This window comes from Solimonas variicoloris DSM 15731 (assembly GCF_000382285.1).
In the GTDB taxonomy this organism is placed as follows: Bacteria; Pseudomonadota; Gammaproteobacteria; order Nevskiales; family Nevskiaceae; genus Solimonas; species Solimonas variicoloris.
This window is the reverse complement of sequence record NZ_KB907935.1, coordinates 94151-112655: the sequence shown is the minus strand read 5'-3', so window position 1 is coordinate 112655 and position 18505 is coordinate 94151. Positions and strand designations below refer to the sequence as shown.

The 18505-nt window shown below is 71.1% G+C and carries 20 protein-coding genes; all 20 read right to left on the bottom strand.

From position 1 onward, the window contains the following. Window positions 1-92: 92 nt before the first annotated feature. On the bottom strand, window positions 93-557 hold the full coding sequence (locus H149_RS0113210) for a chemotaxis protein CheW (protein WP_020650240.1): 465 nt from the start codon (window positions 555-557) through the stop codon (window positions 93-95). Next, the gene (gene motD / locus H149_RS0113205; RefSeq protein WP_020650239.1) at window positions 554-1531 is read right to left on the bottom strand and encodes a flagellar motor protein MotD; all 978 of its coding nucleotides are present in this window, start codon (window positions 1529-1531) and stop codon (window positions 554-556) included. Before motD ends, H149_RS0113210 begins: the two co-directional genes overlap by 4 nt. Continuing rightward, a complete protein-coding gene (locus tag H149_RS0113200; RefSeq protein ID WP_020650238.1) occupies window positions 1531-2271 on the bottom strand; it encodes a flagellar motor protein in 741 nt (246 codons plus the stop codon). The genes motD and H149_RS0113200 overlap by 1 nt, the downstream gene beginning before the upstream one ends. Beyond that, window positions 2264-4039 (bottom strand): chemotaxis protein CheA, encoded by a 1776-nt coding sequence (locus H149_RS20970; RefSeq protein ID WP_020650237.1) that lies wholly within the window; start codon window positions 4037-4039, stop codon window positions 2264-2266. The genes H149_RS0113200 and H149_RS20970 overlap by 8 nt, the downstream gene beginning before the upstream one ends. 57 nt (window positions 4040-4096) lie before the next feature. Continuing rightward, window positions 4097-4771 (bottom strand): protein phosphatase CheZ, encoded by a 675-nt coding sequence (locus H149_RS20965; RefSeq protein ID WP_020650236.1) that lies wholly within the window; start codon window positions 4769-4771, stop codon window positions 4097-4099. A 4-nt stretch (window positions 4772-4775) separates the two neighbouring features. Further along, window positions 4776-5168, bottom strand: a complete 393-nt coding sequence (locus tag H149_RS0113185) for a chemotaxis response regulator CheY (RefSeq protein WP_020650235.1) — start codon at window positions 5166-5168, stop codon at window positions 4776-4778. Window positions 5169-5220: 52 nt separating this feature from the next. Then, window positions 5221-5955 (bottom strand): RNA polymerase sigma factor FliA, encoded by a 735-nt coding sequence (locus H149_RS0113180; protein ID WP_020650234.1) that lies wholly within the window; start codon window positions 5953-5955, stop codon window positions 5221-5223. Continuing rightward, window positions 5952-6836 carry a MinD/ParA family protein gene (locus H149_RS0113175; RefSeq protein ID WP_020650233.1) on the bottom strand — a complete coding sequence of 295 codons (885 nt, stop codon included), beginning with the start codon at window positions 6834-6836 and terminating at the stop codon, window positions 5952-5954. Before H149_RS0113175 ends, H149_RS0113180 begins: the two co-directional genes overlap by 4 nt. Then, entirely contained in the window at window positions 6823-8013 is a 1191-nt protein-coding gene (gene flhF, locus H149_RS0113170; protein WP_020650232.1) for a flagellar biosynthesis GTPase FlhF, read from the bottom strand. Before flhF ends, H149_RS0113175 begins: the two co-directional genes overlap by 14 nt. A gap of 20 nt (window positions 8014-8033) precedes the next feature. Beyond that, window positions 8034-10091, bottom strand: coding sequence for a flagellar biosynthesis protein FlhA (gene flhA, locus H149_RS0113165; RefSeq protein WP_020650231.1), 2058 nt, complete (start codon window positions 10089-10091; stop codon window positions 8034-8036). A gap of 15 nt (window positions 10092-10106) precedes the next feature. After that, complete coding sequence (gene flhB / locus H149_RS20960; RefSeq protein ID WP_020650230.1) at window positions 10107-11249, bottom strand: flagellar biosynthesis protein FlhB; 1143 nt, start codon at window positions 11247-11249, stop codon at window positions 10107-10109. Between the two features lie 1105 nt (window positions 11250-12354). Beyond that, complete coding sequence (gene fliR, locus H149_RS20955; RefSeq protein ID WP_020650228.1) at window positions 12355-13125, bottom strand: flagellar biosynthetic protein FliR; 771 nt, start codon at window positions 13123-13125, stop codon at window positions 12355-12357. 142 nt (window positions 13126-13267) lie between these two features. After that, window positions 13268-13537 (bottom strand): flagellar biosynthesis protein FliQ, encoded by a 270-nt coding sequence (gene fliQ, locus H149_RS0113145; RefSeq protein ID WP_020650227.1) that lies wholly within the window; start codon window positions 13535-13537, stop codon window positions 13268-13270. 6 nt (window positions 13538-13543) lie between these two features. After that, window positions 13544-14314 (bottom strand): flagellar type III secretion system pore protein FliP, encoded by a 771-nt coding sequence (gene fliP / locus H149_RS0113140; RefSeq protein WP_020650226.1) that lies wholly within the window; start codon window positions 14312-14314, stop codon window positions 13544-13546. Beyond that, window positions 14311-14727 carry a flagellar biosynthetic protein FliO gene (gene fliO / locus H149_RS20950; RefSeq protein ID WP_020650225.1) on the bottom strand — a complete coding sequence of 139 codons (417 nt, stop codon included), beginning with the start codon at window positions 14725-14727 and terminating at the stop codon, window positions 14311-14313. The genes fliP and fliO overlap by 4 nt, the downstream gene beginning before the upstream one ends. Next, a complete protein-coding gene (fliN, locus tag H149_RS24075; protein WP_020650224.1) occupies window positions 14724-15065 on the bottom strand; it encodes a flagellar motor switch protein FliN in 342 nt (113 codons plus the stop codon). Before fliN ends, fliO begins: the two co-directional genes overlap by 4 nt. Window positions 15066-15162: 97 nt before the next feature. Then, window positions 15163-16164, bottom strand: coding sequence for a flagellar motor switch protein FliM (fliM, locus tag H149_RS0113125; RefSeq protein WP_020650223.1), 1002 nt, complete (start codon window positions 16162-16164; stop codon window positions 15163-15165). Continuing rightward, the gene (locus H149_RS0113120; RefSeq protein WP_020650222.1) at window positions 16161-16691 is read right to left on the bottom strand and encodes a flagellar basal body-associated FliL family protein; all 531 of its coding nucleotides are present in this window, start codon (window positions 16689-16691) and stop codon (window positions 16161-16163) included. The genes fliM and H149_RS0113120 overlap by 4 nt, the downstream gene beginning before the upstream one ends. A gap of 225 nt (window positions 16692-16916) precedes the next feature. Beyond that, window positions 16917-18056 (bottom strand): flagellar hook-length control protein FliK, encoded by a 1140-nt coding sequence (locus H149_RS0113115; protein WP_020650221.1) that lies wholly within the window; start codon window positions 18054-18056, stop codon window positions 16917-16919. Next, complete coding sequence (fliJ, locus tag H149_RS20945; protein ID WP_020650220.1) at window positions 18053-18502, bottom strand: flagellar export protein FliJ; 450 nt, start codon at window positions 18500-18502, stop codon at window positions 18053-18055. The genes H149_RS0113115 and fliJ overlap by 4 nt, the downstream gene beginning before the upstream one ends. Window positions 18503-18505 lie beyond the last annotated feature (3 nt).

Below are 18505 nucleotides of genomic sequence, written 5' to 3'. Positions count from 1 at the left end.
GAATCCCATCCCCGTCAGCGGCGCCGGCGACGTTTTCCTGTGGCATCGGGGGATGAGCGGCCGCGCGGCGGCGGCGAACGGTCGGCGCCGCGTCAGCGCGCGCCGACCTTGAAGGCGGACAGCAGCGCGTCGACGTCGAGCAGCGTCAGCAGGCCGTGCTCGCCGGCGACGACGCCGACGAAGCGGAACGGATCGCCGTCGCGGTGCAGGTCCGGCAGCGGCTTGATGGCGTCGGCGGCGATCTTCGAAACCTGGCCGATGCGATCGACCAGCAGGCCGATGGTCTCGCCGTCGTGGACGACGACGACGATGCGCGCCTCGGCGCTCGGCGCCGGCGCCGACAGCCGCAGATAGCGGCGCAGGTCGATCACGGTGACGACCTGGCCGCGCAGGTTCATCACGCCGGGCACCACATCCGGCGCGCCGGGCACCGGCTCGATCGGCGCCGGGCGCAGCACCTCGTGCACCTGCGTGATCGGCAGACCGTAGTCCTGGGCGCCGAGTCCGAAGCAGACCCAGCGCGCGACCGCGTCCTCGCGTTTGGCGGCGTCGCTCACGAGGCCTGCCCTGCCGGCGTCGGCGTCGGTGCCGCCGCGGCCGACGGTACGGCCGGTGCCGGCTCGGCTGCGGCCGCCGCCGCTTCGGCAGCCGCCGGTTCAGGAGCCGCCGGTTCGGCAGCCGAGGTTGCCGCCGCCGGCACGCTGCCGTCGTCGGCCGCCATCACCACGACGACGACGCGGCGGTTGCGGTTGCGGCCTTCGGCGCTGTCGTTGCCGGCGACCGGACGGTACTCGCCGAAACCGGCGACGCTCATCCGCGCCGGCGCCACGCCGGCCTCCATGAACAGGTGCACGACGCTGGCCGCGCGCGCCGCCGACAGCTCCCAATTCGACGGGAACACGCTGGTCGCGATCGGCCGGTCGTCGGTATAGCCCTCGATGCGCAGCGGATTGGGGAACGGCGCGAGGATGCCGGCGAGCTGGTCGAGGATCGGCACCGCCTCCGGCGCGATCCGGGCGACGCCGCTGGCGAACAGGATGTCGGTGCGGATCTCGATCTCCAGCCAGTGCTCGCTGCGGCGCACCGTCACCAGCTGCTCGCGGATCAGATCGCGCATCGCCCGCTGCACCGCCTCGGACATGCGCTGCAGCGCTTCCGGCGGCCCGCCGGCGGCCTCGCGCCCGCCGCTGGCGTCCGCCGCCGGGCGGCTGCCGACGCGCGCGCCGGCGCGGCCGTTCTGCAGGCGCGACGGCTCGGTCTCGAAGCCGCGCATGCTCGGCGAGGTGAACATGGCGTCGGCCTGCGTGCCCTTCTCCGGCTTGTCGCCGAGCTGGATCGGCCGCACCGATTTCGGCGGTCCGCCGAAGGCCTGCGACAGCGAGTCGGCGAGCACGCGATAGCGCCCTTCGTTGACCGAGGACACCGCGTACATCACGACGAAGAAGGCCAGCAGCAGCGTCAGCAGGTCGCCGTAGGGAATCGCCCAGGCTTCGTGGTTGACGTGGTCTTCGTGCGCCTTGCGTCTGGCCATCAGTGAAAGTACCCGCGCAGCTTGCTTTCGATGTTGCGCGGGTTCTCGCCCTGCGAAATCGAGATCAGGCCCTCGATCAGCATCTCGCGCACGCGCGTCTGGTCGGCGACCACGGCCTTGAGCTTGGCCGCCATCGGCAGGAAGAACAGGTTGGCGCTGCCGATGCCGTAGATGGTGGCGACGAAGGCCGCGGCAATGCCGTGGCCGAGCTTGCTCGGATCGGCGAGATTCTTCAGCACCGCCATCAGGCCCATCACCGCGCCGATGATGCCGAGCGTCGGCGCGTAGATGCCCATGCCCTCGAAGACCTTGGCGCCCTGCAGATCGAGATGCTCGCGCGTCTGCACCTCGACTTCGAGGATGCTGCGGATGGCGTCGGGCTCGGCGCCGTCGACCAGCATCTGCAGACCCTTCTTGATGAACGGATCGCTCTCCGCCTCGACCTCGCCTTCGAGCGCCAGCAGGCCCTGCTTGCGGGCCACGCCGCTCCAGCCGACGATGCGCTCGATCAGCGCCTGGGTGTCGTGGCGCGGCGGCATCAGCACCATCTTCGCCATCTTCATGCCGTGCATGAACACGCTCATCGGCGTGTGCAGGAAGATCGCCGCCAGCGTGCCGAGGATGACGATCGTGAACGCCGCCGGCGACAGCAGCGCCTCGACGCCGGCGCCCTTGAGGATCGAGCCGCCGATCACCGCGACCAGCGCCAGGGCGATACCGGCCAGCGAGAGCTTATCCATGCGCCGCGCCCTCCGCGGTCTGCGCGCGCGCCGCGGCGACCAGGCCGGCGGTGTCGACGATCAGGGCGATGCCGCCATCCGGCATCACCGTCGCGCCGGCGACACCGGCCAGGCCGCGCAGGCTGGCGCCGAGCGGTTTGACGACGATCTCCTCGCGGCCGAGCACTTCGCGCACGACGAAGCCGTAGCGCTCGTCGCCGTCCCGCATCACCACGACGTGACGCGGCCCCGGCAGCGGCGCGAGGCCCAGCCAGCGCTCGAGATGGACCAGGCGCAGCGGCTCGCCGCGCACGCGCAGCACGTCCCAGCCGGCGTCGCGCGTCAGCTGCGACTCGTCGAGCAGCAGCACGTCGCTGACCGGCGCCAGCGGCAGCGCCAGGCGGCGACCGTCGCAGCGCACGATCAGCACCGCCAGCACCGCCAGCGTCAGCGGCACGCGGATGCGCAGCGTGGTGCCGCTGCCGACCACCGAGTCGAGCTCGACGCTGCCGTTGAGGCGCTTGATGCGCGACATCACCACGTCCATGCCGACGCCGCGGCCGGACAGATCGGAGACCTGCTCCTTGGTGCTGAAGCCGGGCAGGAAGATCAGCTGCAGGCAGTCGGCCGGCGACAGCATCGCCGCCGTGTCGGCGTCGATCAGGCCCTTCTCGACCGCCTTGTCGCGCACGCGCGCGGCGTCGATGCCGGCGCCGTCGTCGCGGATCTCGATGCGGATGTGGTCGCCGGTCTGGCTGGCGCGCAGCCACAGCCGCCCGACCTGCAGCTTGCCGGCCGCCAGGCGCCGGTCCGGCGTCTCCAGCCCGTGGTCGACGCTGTTGCGCACCATGTGCACGAGCGGATCGGCGAGCGCCTCGACGAGATTCTTGTCGAGCTCGGTGTCCTCGCCTTCGAGCAGCACCTCGACCTGCTTGCCGAGCTGCCGGGCGATGTCGCGCGCCAGCTTCGGAAAGCGCGAGAAGACCTTGCCGATCGGCTGCATGCGCACCTGCGCGACGGTGTTCTGCAGGCTGCGCGTGATGAAGTCGAGCTCGCCGACCGCGCGCGCCGCCGGCTCCTCGAGCAGCGGCTTGACCGCCTTGAGGCGGTTGCGGACCAGCACCAGCTCGCCGATCAGGTTCATCAGCTGATCGAGCTTGTGCGTCTCGACGCGGATCGTCTCGGCTTCGGTGCGCGCCGCGACCGGCGCCGCCGCCGCTGGCGCGGCGGGCGGCGCAGCGGTCGGCATCGCCGGCGGCGTGATACGCGACGCGGCCGGCGCGGCCGGCGGCGGCGGCGCGCCGGCCTTGCCCTGCAGCTGGTCGAGCAGCGCTTCGAATTCGTCGTCGCTGATGGTGTCGCTGGCGGATGCCGCCGGGGCGGCCGCAACCGCCGTGGCCGGCGCCTGCATATCGAGCAGGCCGTGCAGCGTCATCAGCAGCTCCGGCGCCGCCGCCGACGGCGCCGCGCCGGTCTGCAGTTCCGCCATCATCTGCTGGACCGCGTCGACCGCCTGCAGCACGGCGTCCATGACCGCGGCGTCGAGCGCGCGGCGGCGGCCGCGCACGGCGTTGAGCACATCCTCGGCGGCGTGGCAGACGTCGACCAGCGGCGCCAGCATCAGAAAGCCGGCACCGCCCTTGATGGTGTGGAAGGCGCGGAACACCGCGTTGAGCAGCTCGGCGTCCTGCGGCTCGCGCTCCAGCGCGATCAGCTGCGTGGCCAGCTGCTCGATGAGCTCGCCGGCCTCGGCGAGAAAATCGGCACGGATGTCGTCGTCGCTGCTCATGCGCTCACCTTGCCCCTGCGCGCCGTTCGCGCGAGCGCGCGGCCGTGGACTGTCGGGTCAGACGCCGAGGCTGGCGAGCAGCGCGTCGGCGTCCTGCTGGCTGGTCGTTTCCTGCCCCGGCATTGCCGGGCCGGCCAACGCCGCCTTGGTCTCGGATATCGGCATCGGCGCCGGTGTCTTGAGGGCGCCGGCGTGCGTGCCGAGCAGTTCGAGCAGCGCCGCCTCGACGTCCTCGACCAGGGCGATGATGCGTTTGATGATCTGGCCGGTGAGGTCCTGGTATTCCTGTGCGGTCGCCAGCTCGCTGAGCTGGCCGCGCAGCGCCTGCGCGTCGGCTGCCAGCGACGCGGCCAGCGGCGCCGGGCCGTGGTCGCGCAGCGCCGCGGCGTCTTGCGCGATATGCGCGGCGATGCCGCGCATCTGGTCGACCAGATCGAGCGTGCGGTGCGCCGCCGCTTCGGTCATGTGCACGACGTGATGCAGACGCGAACGCGCGTCGGGGATCGCGTCGCCGGCGAGCCGCGACAGGCGCTCGTCAAGACGCAGCTCGACGACCGCCGTATGCAGACGTCGCGTCAGCTCGGCGACCTGCCGGTAGAAGGCCTGATCCTGCGTCTGCAGCAGCTCGGCCAGTGCCGGCGGCGCGTCGATGCTGCCGCCGCTCTCGAGCCGTTCGAGCCAGGCGCGCAGGGCGCCGATCAGGAGCTGACGATCTTCGCTGGGCGCGCTCATGGCCTCAGGCCGTCTCGCCGATGCGCTGGAAGATCTTGTCGATCTTCTCCTTGAGCGTGGCCGCGTTGAACGGCTTGATGATGTAGCCGTTCACGCCGGCCTGCGCGGCCTCGATGATCTGGTCGCGCTGCGCCTCGGCGGTGACCATCAGCACCGGCGTCTTGCCGATGCGGGCGTCGGCGCGGATCGCGCGCAGCAGGTCGATGCCGGTCATGCCCGGCATGTTCCAGTCGGTGACGACGAAGTCGAAGCTGCCGGCCTGCAGCAGCGGCCAGGCGGTCTTGCCGTCGTCGGCCTCGGTGATCTGGCTGTAGCCGAGATCGCCGAGCAGGTTGCGCACGATGCGGCGCATCGTCGAGAAGTCGTCGACGACGAGGATCTTCATGTTCTTGTCCATCGGTCCCTTTCCGTGTTGGGGGAAACGGCGGCGCGCCGCGGACGCCGTTTTGCTAGATAGCGGCCGCCTCCCGCCATAACTTGAGCCGCCCGCGCAGACGCAGCAGCGCCTGGCCGTGGATCTGGCAGACGCGGCTCTCGCTGACTTTCAGCACCGCGCCGATCTCGCGCAGGTTCAGCTCGCGCTCGTAGTACAGCGACAGCACCAGGCGCTCGCGTTCCGGCAGCTCGGCGATCGCGCGCGCCAGCTCGCGCTGGAACTCGGCGTGCTGCAGGTGCTGCAGCGGCCCGTCGCCCGGATCGGGCGTATCGAGCGTCTCGTCGCCGTCCTCGCCGCCGTCGTCGAGGCTCAGCACCTGGCAGCGGGCGGCGTCGTGGACGATCGCGTGATATTCGGCCAGGCCGATCTTCAGATGCTCGGCGATCTCCTGGTCGCGAGCCTCGCGGCCGCGCGCCTGCTCGATCTCGCGGATCGCCTCGGCGACCTCGCGGTCGCGGCGGTGCACCGAGCGCGGCGCCCAGTCGGTCTGGCGCAGCTCGTCGAGCATGGCGCCGCGGATGCGAATGCCGGCGTAGGTCTCGAACGAAGCGCCGCGCGTGCCGTTGTAGTGGCGCGCCGCCTCGATCAGGCCGATGACACCGGCCTGGATCAGGTCGTCGACGTCGACGCTCGACGGCAGCCGCGCCGCCAGATGATGGGCGATGCGCTTGACCAGTTCGGCGTGCTGGCGCACCAGCTCGCCCTCGTCCATCGCCACCGGCCGCGCCGGCATCGCTGCGCCGCTCATGCGCTCACTCCCGCCGGCGTGTTGCCGGAGCCGATCAGGCGTTCGACGAAGAATTCGAGATTGCCGCGCGCGCCGAGCGGCGGCCCCCAGCTCGTGGCGACGCGCGCCAGCGCGCGCAGCGCCACCGCGCTCGGCGCGGCCGGATAGGCCTCGACCACCGCGCGCTGGCGACGCACTGCGCGCTTGAGCCATTCGTCGTGCGGCACGAAACCCATCGAGCTCAGCGTGATGTCGAGAAAGCGTTCGGAGACGCGGCGCAGGTTTTCGAAGATCTCGCGCGCCTCGCGCGGCGAGTGCACCTGATTGGCGAGCACGTGGACGCGGTAGATGCCGTGGTCGCGGCTCAGGACCTTGATCAGCGCGTAGGCGTCGGTCAGCGACTGCGGATCGCTGGTGACAACCACGATCACCTGCTGCGCCGCCTGCGAGAAGGTGATGACGCTGTCGGCGATGCCGGCCGCGGTGTCGACGATCAGCGTGTCGAGCGGCCGGTGCAGATCCGAGAACGCGCGCACCAGGCCGGCGTGCTCGGCGCCGGACAGCTCGGCCATGTTGCGCTTGCCGCTCGACGCCGGCACCACCATGACGCCGGCCGGTCCCTCGATCAGCGTGTCGTCGAGCGAGCACTGCCCGGCGATCACGTGCGAGAGGTTGTACGAAGGCTGCAGGCCGAGCATGACGTCGACGTTGGCGAGACCGAGGTCGCCGTCGAGCAGCATCACGCGCTTGCCGTCGAGCGCCATGCCGACCGCGAGGTTGACCGATACCGAGGTCTTGCCGACGCCGCCCTTGCCGCTGGTGACGGCGATGACCTGCACCGGCTTGGGTGTGCGCAGGCGGCGCAGGCCGGCGGCCTGGCCCGTGATTTCACTGTGCGGCATGGATGGCTCCGAACTGCAGGGCCAGCGTCGCGTCGTCGACGCGGGCCGGCGTGGTCCGCGCGAGCTGCATCGCACGCAGCACCAGGGCGTTGGCGCGCGCCAGCTCGAGATCCTCGGGCACGCGTTGGCCGTCGCAGCAGTAGGCGATCGGCAGGTGGTGGCGCACCGTCGCCGACAGCACGCCACCGATGCGCAGCGTTTCGTCGAGCTTGGTCAGCACGCAGGCGTTCGGCGCGGTCGGCGCGTAGCGGCGGATCACGGCGTCGAGATCGGCGGCCTGCGTGGTCGCCGACAGCACCAGCCAGTTCTGCACGCCGTGGCCCTTGACCGCGAGCTGCGCCTGCAGCTGCGCGTCGCGCGGGCCGACGCCGGCGGTGTCGATCAGCACCAGCTTGCGGTCCGACAGCCGCGCCAGCACCGCGCGCAGCTCGTCGGGCCCGGCCGCGGTCTGCACCGGCACGCCAAGCAGGCGGCCGTAGGTGAACAGCTGCTCCTGGGCGCCGACGCGGAAGTGGTCGGTCGTCACCAGCGCCAGGTCGCGCGTGCCGTGGCGCTCGGCGTAGCGCGCCGCGAGCTTGGCCAGCGTCGTGGTCTTGCCGGCGCCGGTCGGACCGACCAGGGCGATGACGCCGCCGTCGAGCAGCACGTCGTCGCGGACCACCGGCAGGCGCCGCGTCAGCAGGCCGAGCGGCAGGAAGCGCGCGCGCTCGTCGTCGCTGGCCTCCGGCAGCTCGGCGGCGATCTCGCGCGCCAGCGTCGGCTCGACGCCGAGCTGGATCATCGTCTGCAGCGCGCGCAGGCGCTGCGGATGCTCGCGCAGCTCGCGCCAAGCCATGCCGGCCATCTGCGATTCGAGCAGCTTGCGCATGCCGCCGAGTTCGCGGCGCAGCTGCTGCAGTTCCGGCGACGGCGGCGGCGCCGGGGCCGGCAGCGGGTCGTGGCCGCCGCCCGAGGGCGTCATCGGTGCGGGCGCCGGTGACGATGGCGGCTCCGGCGGCGGCGCCGCGCGGCGCACCGCCTGCTGCATCAGCGCGGCGTCGTAGTCGGTGGCGGCGACGACTTCGATGCCGTCGCCGGCGCGATGATTCGACAGAATCACCGCCTCCGGGCCCAGCTCCTCGCGGACGAGGCGGATCGCCTCGCGCATGTTCTTCGCCAGGAATCTCTTGATCTTCATGCGAGCTCTTCTTCGCGACCTCAGGCGATGGCGCCGACCATGCGGATGCGCTTGTTGTCGGGGACTTCGTCGAACGACAGCACGTGCAATCCGGGTACGGTCTGGCGGGTGAATCGGGCGAGCAGCGGTCGCAGGCCACCGGGCACCAGCAGCACGGCCGGCTGTCCGGCCTCTTCCTGCTTGCGTGCGCTTTCAGCCAGCGAGCGATGCATGCGTTCGGCCAGTCCCGGCTCGATCGCCGCACCGCCGCTCTTGAGCGAGTCCTGCAGGACTTGTTCCAGCGGCGCGCCCAGCGTCAGCACCGGCAGCTCCGGCGCCATGCCGTTGATTTCCTGAACGATCTGTCGGCCCAGCGCGACGCGCACGTGGCCGGCAAGGGCGACGGGATCCTGACTGCGTGCGGCGCCCTCCGCCAAAGCCTCGGCGATCACGCGCAGATGGCGGATCGGCACGCGCTCGACCAGCAGGGCCTGCAGCACGCGCGTGAACACGGTCAGCGGCAGGAGCTTCGGCACCAGGTCCTCGGCGAGCTTCGGCGCCTGCTTGGCGAGCTGCGCGAGCAGCGCCTGCGCCTCGTCGTGGCCGAACAGCTCGTGCGCGTGGTTCTGGATGACCTGCGACAGATGCGTGGCGACCACCGTCGAGCAGTCGACGACGCTGTAGCCGAGCGTCTGCGCGTGCTCGCGCGCGCCGCGCTCGATCCACACCGCCGGCATGCCGAACGACGGATCGGTGGTCTGGATGCCGTCGAGCGTGCCGAACACGCGGCCCGGATTCAGCGCCAGATCGCGGTCCGGATAGACCTGCGCCTCGGCGACCGGCACGCCGTGCACCAGCAGGCGGTAGCTCGACGGCTGCAGTTCGAGGTTGTCGCGGATGTGCACCGGCGGAATCAGAAAGCCGATGTCCTGCGTCAGCTTCTTGCGCACGCCCTTGATGCGCGCCATCAGCTCGCCACCCTGGCGCGCGTCGACCATCGGGATCAGGCGATAGCCGACTTCGAGGCCGATCGCATCGGTGCGGCCGACGTCGTCCCAGCCGAGTTCGGCCGGCGCGCTCGGCGCCGCGGGCGGCGGCGGCGCGGCGGCGGCGTTGCGCTGTCGCTTGGCGAGCAGATGCGCGAGCCCGCCGCAGCCGCCGGCGAGCAGCAGGAAGACGAGGTTCGGCATGCCCGGCACGAAGCCGATCAGCGCCAGCACCAGCGCCGCGATCGCCAGCACGCGCGGCTGGCCGAAGACCTGGCCGACGACCTGCTGCGACATGTCCTGCGACTTCGACATGCGCGTCACCAGCACCGCGACCGCGGTCGACAGCAGCAGCGACGGCACCTGCGCGACGAGGCCGTCGCCGATCGCCAGCAGCGTGTAGTTCTTCAGCGCGTCGCCGAGGCCGAGGCCGTGCTGCATGGTGCCGATCAGCAGGCCGCCGATGACGTTGATGACCAGGATCAGGATGCCGGCCAGGGCGTCGCCGCGGATGAACTTGCTGGCGCCGTCCATCGAGCCGTAGAAGTCGGCTTCCTCGCGCACCTCGTTGCGGCGCTCGCGCGCTTCCTCGCGCGTCATCAGGCCGGCGTTGAGATCGGCGTCGATCGCCATCTGCTTGCCGGGCAAGGAATCGAGGATGAAGCGCGCCGAAACTTCCGAGACGCGCTCGGCGCCCTTGGTGACGACCATGAAGTTGACGATCGTCAGGATGATGAAGACGACGAAGCCGACCGCGTAGTTGCCGCCGACCACGAAGTTGCCGAAGGCCTCGATGACGCGGCCGGCGGCGTGCGTGCCCTCGTGGCCGTGCAGCAGCACGACGCGCGTCGAGGCGACGTTCAGCGCCAGACGCAGCAGGGTGACGAACAGCAGCACGGTCGGAAACGCCGAGAAGTCCATCGGCCGCAGCACGTAGACGACGCCGAGCAGCACGACGATGGCGATCGCGATGTTCAGCGTGAACATCAGATCGAGCACCGGCGTCGCCAGCGGCACCACCATCATCGCCAGCACCATCAACAGCAGGATCGGCGCGGCCAGGCCCTTGCGTTCGAGTCCGCGCAGGTTCTGCAGCAGGGCGTTGAGATTCATCGTTTGCGGGCGGCTTTATTCGTCGGGCTGCCCGTCCGGCACCTCGCCGAGGTCGGGCTGCGACGGCGGTGCAGGCCGCGTGCCAGGCGCGGCGCCGTGGCCGGCCGCGTACTGGCGCAGCTGATAAACGTAGGTGAGCACCTGCGCGACGGCGGCGTAGAGGCCGACCGGGATCTCCGCGTCGAGCGCCGCGCTGCGGTACAGCGCGCGCGCCAGCGGCGGCGCCTCGACGAGGGTGACTTTCGCCTGGCGCGCCGCCTCGCGGATCGCCAGCGCCACTTCGTCGACGCCCTTGGCGACGACGCGCGGCGCGCGCATCTTCGGCGCGTCGTACTTGAGCGCCACCGCGTAGTGCGTCGGGTTGACGACGACCACGTCGGCGCCGGGCACCGCGGCGATCATGCGGCGCCGCGAGCGCTCGGCCTGCAGGCGGCGCAGGCGGCCCTTCACTTCCGGGCTGCCCTCGGCCTGCTTGAACTCGTCGCGCACTTCCTGGCGCGTCATGCGCAGACGTTTGAGCGACGCGTACCACTGGTACGGCGCGTCGATCGCGGCGATCACCAGCAGCCCGCCGGCCAGCCACAGCAGCGCATCGAGCGCGAGCGCGAGGCCGTCGCCGATGCCGGCGGCGAGATCCATGCGCACCAGCGCCAGAAAGCCGTCATGGTGCCGCCACAGGAAAGTCGCGGCCAGCGCGCCGAGCAGCGTCGACTTGATGACGCCCTTGCCGAGCTCGACCAGTGCCTGCGCCGAGAACACGCGGCCGAGGCCGGTGATCGGATTGATCTTGCCGACATCGAAACGCAGCGCCTTGACCGAGAAGTTCCAGCCGCCGAGCAGCAGCGGCCCGACGATCGCGGCGACGAGGCCGGCGACCAGCAGCGGCAGCACGATCAGGAAGCCCTGCGCGAACAGGGTGCCGGCCCAGGCCAGCAGGCGCTCGGGATCGGCGAGCAGCGCCGCGTCCGGCTGCAGCGCGCGCTTGAGCCAGCTGGCGCTGCGCGCTGCGATGCCCGGCCCCGCCGCCATCAGCAGCAACACGCCAGTGCCGACGACGACTGCCGACGCCAGTTCGCGCGAGCGCGGCAGTTCGCCGCGCTCGCGGGCTTCGCGCAGGCGTTTGGGTGTGGGGCGTTCGGTGCGCTGCGGGTCGCTCATGAGCCGGATCGCACAGTGTCGCCTGCGAGCGCGAGCGAACCCGTCCCGCCGATCGGCTTATTCGCTCGTTCTGCTGCGCGGAAGGCTTGATCGGGCCGTGGATTTCGCGCTATCGCGCGCCCTACTTCTCTTTGCTTGTGCAAAGAGAAGTAGGCAAGAGAAACACACCCCTGGCTTACGCGCCCTCGCTGCGCTCGGGTTCCCTGCGATGCTCGCCGGTCCGGCCGGCGCTGAAACTCGCGGTGCTGCGCACCGCTCAGACAGTCAGCGCCGGACAGCCCCGGACCGGCTGCGCTTCTCGGCGCTCCGCAAAGGGGACCCAAAAGAAAACAGCAAAGCGTGCTCGCCGCGAAGCTCTGCCGTTGCTTTTGACGTTCGGGTCCCCTTGGGCCGCACCGAGCAGCGCAGCGCGCGCAGGGAATGGCCGGCCAGGACGGCCGGCCAAGTCGCCGTCGCGGCACGGATGCCGCGTCGGCGACGGCCCCGAGCACGTGAGCAGCACAGGGCACTTCGCGCAGCGAAGTGCAGCCCCAGGGGTGTGCTTTCTTTTGCTTACTTTTCTTTGCACAAGCAAAGAAAAGTGAGGCGCGCCTCAGCGCGAAATCAAAAGCCCGATCAAGCGAAACGCAACCCAAGCCGGGAGCCGCCGCCCTCACTGCAGCCCTCCCGCCAGCACCATCGAACCGCCGTCGAACAGGCCCCAGGTCGGCTCGCGCATCACCAGACGCGTTGGCAGCAGACGCTGCACTTCTCGGCGCGACGCAAAGGGGACCCGGAAGAAAACAGCAAAGCGTGCTTGCCGCCGCGCTCTGCCGTTGCTTTTGCCGTTCGGGTCCCCTTGGGCCGCACCGAGCAGCGCAGCGCGCGCAGGGAATGGCCGGCCAGGATGGCCGGCCAAGTCGTCGTCGCGGCAGGGATGCCGCGTCGGCGACGGTCCCGAGCACGTGAGCAGCACAGGGCACTTCGCGCAGCGAAGTGCGGCCCCAGGGATGTGCTTTCTTTTGCTTACTTTTCTTTGCACAAGCAAAGAAAAGTGAGGCGCGCGTCAGCGCGAAATCAAAAGCCCGATCAGGGACCCCACGCAGCAACATGAGAGCAGCAGCCCTCACTGCAGCCATCCCGCCAACGCCATCCAGCCGCCGTCGAACAAGACCTCGATATGTTCGAGCATCGCCGGCATCGCCAGATACAGCAGCACCAGACAGCCGATCAGGCTCAGCGGAAAGCCGACCGCGAACAGGTTCAGCGCCGGCGCCGAGCGGCTGATGACACCGAGCGCGAGATTCACCGTCAGCAGCGCGATCAGCAGCGGCAGCGCCAGCGCCAGACCGCCGGCGAACAGCTGGCCCGAGAAGCGCAGCACGCTGCCGACCTGCGCGATGCCGACGCCATCGGCGGCGACCGGCATCAGGCTGAACGAGCGCGCCAGCCAGCCGACCAGCTGCAGATGGCCGCCGAGCGCGAGGAACAGCAGCGTCGCCGAGATCGTCAGGAACTGGCCGATCACCGGCGTCGACACGCCGCGCAGCGGATCGGCGAGCGTCGCGAAGCTCAGGCTCGCGCTCGCCGAGATCAGCTCGCCGGCCAGCGTCACCGCCTCGAACACCAGCTGCAGCGTGAAGCCGATCAGCAGGCCGATCGCCAGCTGCTGCAGCAGGATCGCCCACCAGTCGGCGCCGAACAGTCCCACCGGCGCCGCGGCCGGCAGCTGCGGCGCGATCAGCAGCGTCAGCAACAGCGCCAGCAGCATGCGGATGCGTGCGCTGACGCGCGCCGAGCCGAGCACCGGCGCGATCAGCAGCGCCGAGCTGATGCGCGCCAGCGGCCACGCGAACTGCTGCAGCCAGGCGATCAGTTGCGCGTCGGTGAAGCGCACGATGCAAGCTCTACGGCAAGATTCCGGGCGGCCGCCGCGGGGCGCGCGGCGACGAAGCAAGCCGGCGGCATCGCCCGATCGGACAGCGCAACGGACGGCGCAGCGGACGGCTGCGCTGCGCTTGCCATGGCGGGCGTCCTCATCAGTTCAGCAGCCCCGGAATCGACTCGATCAGCTGGCGCGTGTACTCGACCAGCGTGCGCAGCATCCACGGTCCGGCGGCGACCAGCACCGCGGCGAGCGCGATCAGCTTGGGGATGAAGCTGAGCGTCATTTCGTTGATCTGCGTCGCCGCCTGCACGACGCCGACCAGCACGCCGACGACCAGCGCCGCGAGCAGCAGCGGCGCCGCCAGCAGCAGCGTCAGCCACAGCGCGTCGCGCGCCAGCGTCAGAACGGTCTCGGGCGTCATCGCGCGTCAGCCGGCGGCGTGGAACGAAGCGGCGAGCATGCCCATCACCAGCGACCAGCCGTCGACCAGCACGAACAGCATCAGCTTGAACGGCAGCGACACCAGCATCGGCGACAGCATCATCATGCCCATGCTCATCAGCACGCTCGACACCACGAGGTCGATGACGACGAACGGAATGAACAGCAGGAAACCGATCTGGAATGCCGTCGTCAGCTCCGAGGTGACGAACGCCGCGGCCAGCACCGTGAACGGGATATCGTCCGGCGTCGCGTAGGCCTCGTGGCCGGCGATCCGCGTGAACGTCAACAGATCGGCATCGCGCACCTGCGCGAGCATGAAACCGCGCAAGGGCTTAGCGCCGGCGGCCAGCGCCGGCTCGAAGGCGAGCTGGCCGTCCATGTACGGCCGCGCGCCGTCCTCGTAGACCTTCTGCAGCACCGGCGCCATCACGAAGAAGCTCAGCAGCAGCGCCAGGCCGACGAGGATCTGATTGCTCGGTGTCTGGTTGGTGCCGAGCGCCTGCCGCAGCAGGCCGAGCACGACGACGATGCGCGTGAACGCCGTCATGCACAGCAGCAGCGCCGGCAGCAGCGTCAGCAGCGTCATCAGCAGCAGCACTTCGACGTTGACGCTGTACTGCGTCGCGCCGCCGCCGACCGGCGTCGCCGTCACGCCGGGCAGGCCGGCGGCGGCGACCGCGCCGGGCAGAGCGGCGCACAACAGCGCAAGCAGGGTCAGGCCGGCGCGCACGCGGCCGTTCGCCGTCCGGCTCATGGTGCGCTCCGCGGGCCGAGCAGCTCGCGCAGGCGCGCCGCGAACGCACCTTCGGCCGGCGTCGCCGCACCGGCGTCCGGCGCGAGCTCGGGCGCGGCATCGAAGCGATGCAGCAGGCTGACGCCGCCCGGGGCGACGCCGATCAGGAAGTGCGCCTCGCCGGCGCGCAGCACGACGACGCGCTCCTTGCCGCCGAGCGAAGCGCCACCGAGCACCTGCAGCAGGCCGCCGCGCGCGCCGCGCCACTGCTGCAGACGCCGCGCCGCCCAGCCGAGCGCGACGATCAGCAGCAGGACCACGACCAGACTGCCGAACGCGCCGGCGACGCTCGCCGGTCCCGGCGCGTGCGGCACGTTCGGAGCGGCCGCGACCGCGGGCGCGACGGCCGGCGCGGTACCGAGTGCGTCGTTCACTTGAGCTTGCGAATGCGTTCGGCCGGGCTGACCACGTCGGTCAGGCGGATGCCGAACTTCTCGTTGACGACCACGACCTCGCCATGCGCGATCAGCGTGCCGTTGGCGTAGACATCGAGCGGTTCGCCGGCGGCGCGCTCCAGTTCGACGACCGAGCCCTGATTGAGCTGCAGCAGATTGCGGATCGGCACGCGCGCACGGCCGACTTCCATCGACAGTGTCACCGGCACATCGAGAATGACATCGAGATTGACGTCGCCGCCGCCGCTCGGCAGCGGACGGTCCTCCAGTGTCTGGAAGGTGGCGCGCGCCGCTTCCGGCGCCTTGGTGGTGCTCACGGATGATTCTCCACGGTGAAGACAGTCAGCGGGGGGCGCGCCGCGCCGGACGACGGCGGGCGCGCGGGCGAAGCCGGAGGACAGCCGGACCGCACGCTCATACGGACTCGCGCACGCTCGCCGGCAAGCTGCCGCGGCGGATCACGTCCTGGATGCGAACGGCGTTGCGGCCGTTGGCGACACCGAAGCTGCCGCGGAACAGCGGCACGTCCTCGACGCACAATTCCAGCGTGCGCGGCAGCGTCACCGGAATCACGTCGCCGGCTTTGAGCTGGGTCAGCTGGCGCAGGCTCATCGTCGCGCGCAGCAGCTCGCAGCTGGTCTCGACCTCGAGATCGCGGACCTGCTCGCGCAGCGCCAGAGGCCAGCGCTCGTCCTTGTCGCCGCGATCGGACTGGATGCCGGCGTCGAGCAGATCGCGGATCGGTTCGAGCATCGAATACGGAAACGTCAGGTGCAGATGGCCGCCGCCGCCTTCCAGCTCGATCTTGAACTTGCAGACGACGACGATCTCGCCCGGCGAGACGATGTTGGCGAAATGCGGATTGACCTCGGAGTTCAGGTACTCGAAATCGAGACCGAGTACCGGGCTCCAGGCTTCCTGCTGGTCGGTGAAGACCTGGCGCAGCAGCAGCTGGATCACGCGCATCTCGGTCGGCGTGAACTCGCGACCCTCGATCTTGGTCGGCAGACGGCCGTCGCCGCCGAAGAAATTGTCGACGACGGTGAACACCAGACGCGGCTCGAAGATGCACAGCGCCGTGCCGCGCAGCGGCTTGACGCGGATCAGGTTGAGGCTGGTCGGCACGAACAGCGAGTGCGTGTACTCGGAGAACTTCACCGTCTCGATGCCGACCACCGTCAGCTCCGGCGTGCGGCGCAGCATGTTGAACAGCGAAATGCGGAACAGACGCGCGAAACGCTCGTTGACCATTTCCAGCGTCGGCATGCGGCCGCGCACGATGCGTTCCTGCGAGGTGAAATCGAAGGGACGCGCCTCGCCCGGCGCCGCCGGCGCCGGCGTGGTGTCGACCTTGCCCGAATCGACGCCGTGCAGCAGCGCGTCGATCTCGTCCTGCGAGAGAAGATCGTTGCTCATTGCGTGACGAAGCTGGTGAAGTAGACGGCTTCGACCAGCGGCTTGCCGGTCTCCTCGCTGAGGATCTTCTGGATCTCGGCGAGCACCGTGGCCTGCAGCTTTTCCTTGCCGGCACGCGTGGCGATGTCCTGCTGCTGCTGCTGCGAGAACAGCAGCAGCAGGGTGTTGCGGATGCGCGGCTCGTGCAGCTTGATGAGGTCGACGGCGTGCGCGTCGCGCGTCATCAGCTGCACCTGCACCTGCAGGAAGCGGGTGTCGTCGCTCTCCAGGTTGACGACGAAGGCCGGATCGAGCGGCACGTAGTTCGGCGGCTCCTTCTTGGCCGCCGCGGCGGCGCCCTCGCCGCCTTCGGCCTCGGCCTGCTTGGCCGCGTCCCGCGCCGCCAGCTCGTGCCGCGTCAGCATGAAGCTGATGCCGGCACTGGCGCCGGTCGACAGCACGACGGCGATCAGGATCGCCGGCAGCGGCGATGCGCTTTTCTTCGGGGCTGCAGCGGACTTCGTTTCGTCGGTGGCGGCGCTGGCCATCTCGGGTCCTGGAACGGCGTTGCGATGCCGACGCCGAGCAAGACGTGTTCCAGACCCGGTGCCTTCGTCGCGAACGGTCGCCGCGCGGTGCCGGATGGCGACGAACGGCGCTGCCGCGCTGGTTTTCCGTCGTGGCGCCGGCCTGCGCTGCGAAACGCCGGGTTTGCGAACCGACACAGCGCGCCGGAAATCCGGCGGCGGCGCGCGCAAAAGGCGCGACGGATTTCAGGCGTAGGCGTCGACCAGTTCGAGCCGGCCGACGCGACGCACGCGCGTGGCCGTCTCGCGCGCCTCGCGCGGCGTGTCGAAAGCGGCGTCGCCGCCGCGCGCCGGCGCGACGCGCGCGTCGACCTGCGCGCGCAGCAGCTGCAGGCCCTGCACGCTGAGCAGCTCGCGCAGCTGCGGCAGCGCGTTCTGCAGCAGCGCGCGCGTCGCCGGCTGCGCCGCGGTGAACGCGATCTGCGCTTCGTCGCCGCGAATCTGCACGCGCACCGTGAGGCTGCCGAGGTCGAGCGGATGCAGCTCGATCTGCGCCTCGCCGAGACCGCGGTCGGTGATCCAGACGATGCGCTCGCCGAGCGCATCGGTGAATTCCGGATGATCGGGCGGCAGCGTCATCGGCAACGGACTGGCCGCCGTCGACGACGCATCGGCGGCCGGCGGCGCACCGGCGAGCGCGCCCGGCAGCGCCGCCGCGGCGCCGAACCGCGCGGCGTCGGCACTGAGCGTCGGGTCCGGCAGCGGCTCGACAGCGGGCGCGTCGCCGCCATCGTCCGCCGTCCCGGCGAGCGCAAACAGCGGCGGCGCCGCGGCCTCCGGCGGCACCGGATTCAGCCCGGAACCGGACGCAAGAACCGCGGCCCCCGCCGGCGTGGCGCCGGCATTGGCGCTCGCCGCGGGTGCGGCAGGCCGGGCGGCGCCGCGCGCGCCCTCGTCCGGGGTCGCCGCCGGCGTCGCGGCCGACGCACCGGGGGCGAGTCCGAGGCTCTGGCGCAGCAGCGCGAGCCAGTCGCCGGGCTCGGCGGCCGGCGCGGGATCCGGCGCCGCATCGCTCGTGTCCGCTGGTGTGGGTTCGGCAGCGCCCGACGCATCGTCGGTCGCGCGGGCCGGGCCGGCAGCATCCGCCGACGCCGCGGCGTCGCCGTCGCCGTCGAGCCCGGTCGCGGCGGGTGCCGAAGAGGGCGCCGCGGCCGCGGCTTTCGCGCGCGGCGCCGTCGGCTGGGCCACTGCGGCCTCGCCGAGCAGCGCCGCGAATGCGCCGCTCGCGCTCGCCTCGGCGCGATCCGCCGCCGGCGCGCCCTCGCCGCGCGCCGCCGCGGCCGGCACGGCGGCGGCCGGCGACGCGGTCGCGGGCGCTGCGTTCAATCAGCCTCCGCGCGCTGCGCGCGCAAATGGTTCTGCGTCGCCAGTTCGTCGTGGCGGCACTGCTCGCGGCGTGCTTCCTCGCGCTGCTCGCGGGCCACGTAGCAGGCGGTCAGCTCGGCGACGGTGCGCGTCTCGCGCTGCTGCAGCAGCCATTGCGCGCGGCCCTGATCGACCCCGCGCTGCGCCTGCTCGACCAGCTGGCGCTGGAAACGCTCGGCTTCGCGCAGGCGTTCGAGAAAAGCCTGGCGGTTGCGCAGCAGCTGCGGCGTCGCCGCCGCCGGCTGGCGCTCGTACTCCTCGCGGTAGCGGGCCAGTTCGGCGAGGCGCTGTTCGCGCTCGGCCTTCAGGCGCTGCGCGTCGAGCAGGCGGCGCGCCGCCTCGCTCTCGCGCGTATCGGCGAGCTGCTGCAGCGGCTGCAGGCGCGCGGACGAAAAATGGCTGGCCATGAT

What these genes read in the sequence shown, in the direction of transcription:
- H149_RS20970 (WP_020650237.1), bottom strand. Translation starts at nt 4,039, where the DNA reads ATGAGCAGCGACGACGACATCCGTGCCGATTTTCTCGCCGAGGCCGGC.
- fliQ (WP_020650227.1), bottom strand. Translation starts at nt 13,537, where the DNA reads ATGACGCCCGAGACCGTTCTGACGCTGGCGCGCGACGCGCTGTGGCTG.
- H149_RS0113175 (WP_020650233.1), bottom strand. Translation starts at nt 6,836, where the DNA reads ATGCCGCACAGTGAAATCACGGGCCAGGCCGCCGGCCTGCGCCGCCTG.
- H149_RS0113185 (WP_020650235.1), bottom strand. Translation starts at nt 5,168, where the DNA reads ATGGACAAGAACATGAAGATCCTCGTCGTCGACGACTTCTCGACGATG.
- motD (WP_020650239.1), bottom strand. Translation starts at nt 1,531, where the DNA reads ATGGCCAGACGCAAGGCGCACGAAGACCACGTCAACCACGAAGCCTGG.
- fliJ (WP_020650220.1), bottom strand. Translation starts at nt 18,502, where the DNA reads ATGGCCAGCCATTTTTCGTCCGCGCGCCTGCAGCCGCTGCAGCAGCTC.
- flhB (WP_020650230.1), bottom strand. Translation starts at nt 11,249, where the DNA reads ATGAGCGACCCGCAGCGCACCGAACGCCCCACACCCAAACGCCTGCGC.
- fliM (WP_020650223.1), bottom strand. Translation starts at nt 16,164, where the DNA reads ATGAGCAACGATCTTCTCTCGCAGGACGAGATCGACGCGCTGCTGCAC.
- fliP (WP_020650226.1), bottom strand. Translation starts at nt 14,314, where the DNA reads ATGAGCCGGACGGCGAACGGCCGCGTGCGCGCCGGCCTGACCCTGCTT.
- flhA (WP_020650231.1), bottom strand. Translation starts at nt 10,091, where the DNA reads ATGAATCTCAACGCCCTGCTGCAGAACCTGCGCGGACTCGAACGCAAG.
- H149_RS0113180 (WP_020650234.1), bottom strand. Translation starts at nt 5,955, where the DNA reads ATGAGCGGCGCAGCGATGCCGGCGCGGCCGGTGGCGATGGACGAGGGC.
- H149_RS20965 (WP_020650236.1), bottom strand. Translation starts at nt 4,771, where the DNA reads ATGAGCGCGCCCAGCGAAGATCGTCAGCTCCTGATCGGCGCCCTGCGC.
- flhF (WP_020650232.1), bottom strand. Translation starts at nt 8,013, where the DNA reads ATGAAGATCAAGAGATTCCTGGCGAAGAACATGCGCGAGGCGATCCGC.
- H149_RS0113200 (WP_020650238.1), bottom strand. Translation starts at nt 2,271, where the DNA reads ATGGATAAGCTCTCGCTGGCCGGTATCGCCCTGGCGCTGGTCGCGGTG.
- H149_RS0113120 (WP_020650222.1), bottom strand. Translation starts at nt 16,691, where the DNA reads ATGGCCAGCGCCGCCACCGACGAAACGAAGTCCGCTGCAGCCCCGAAG.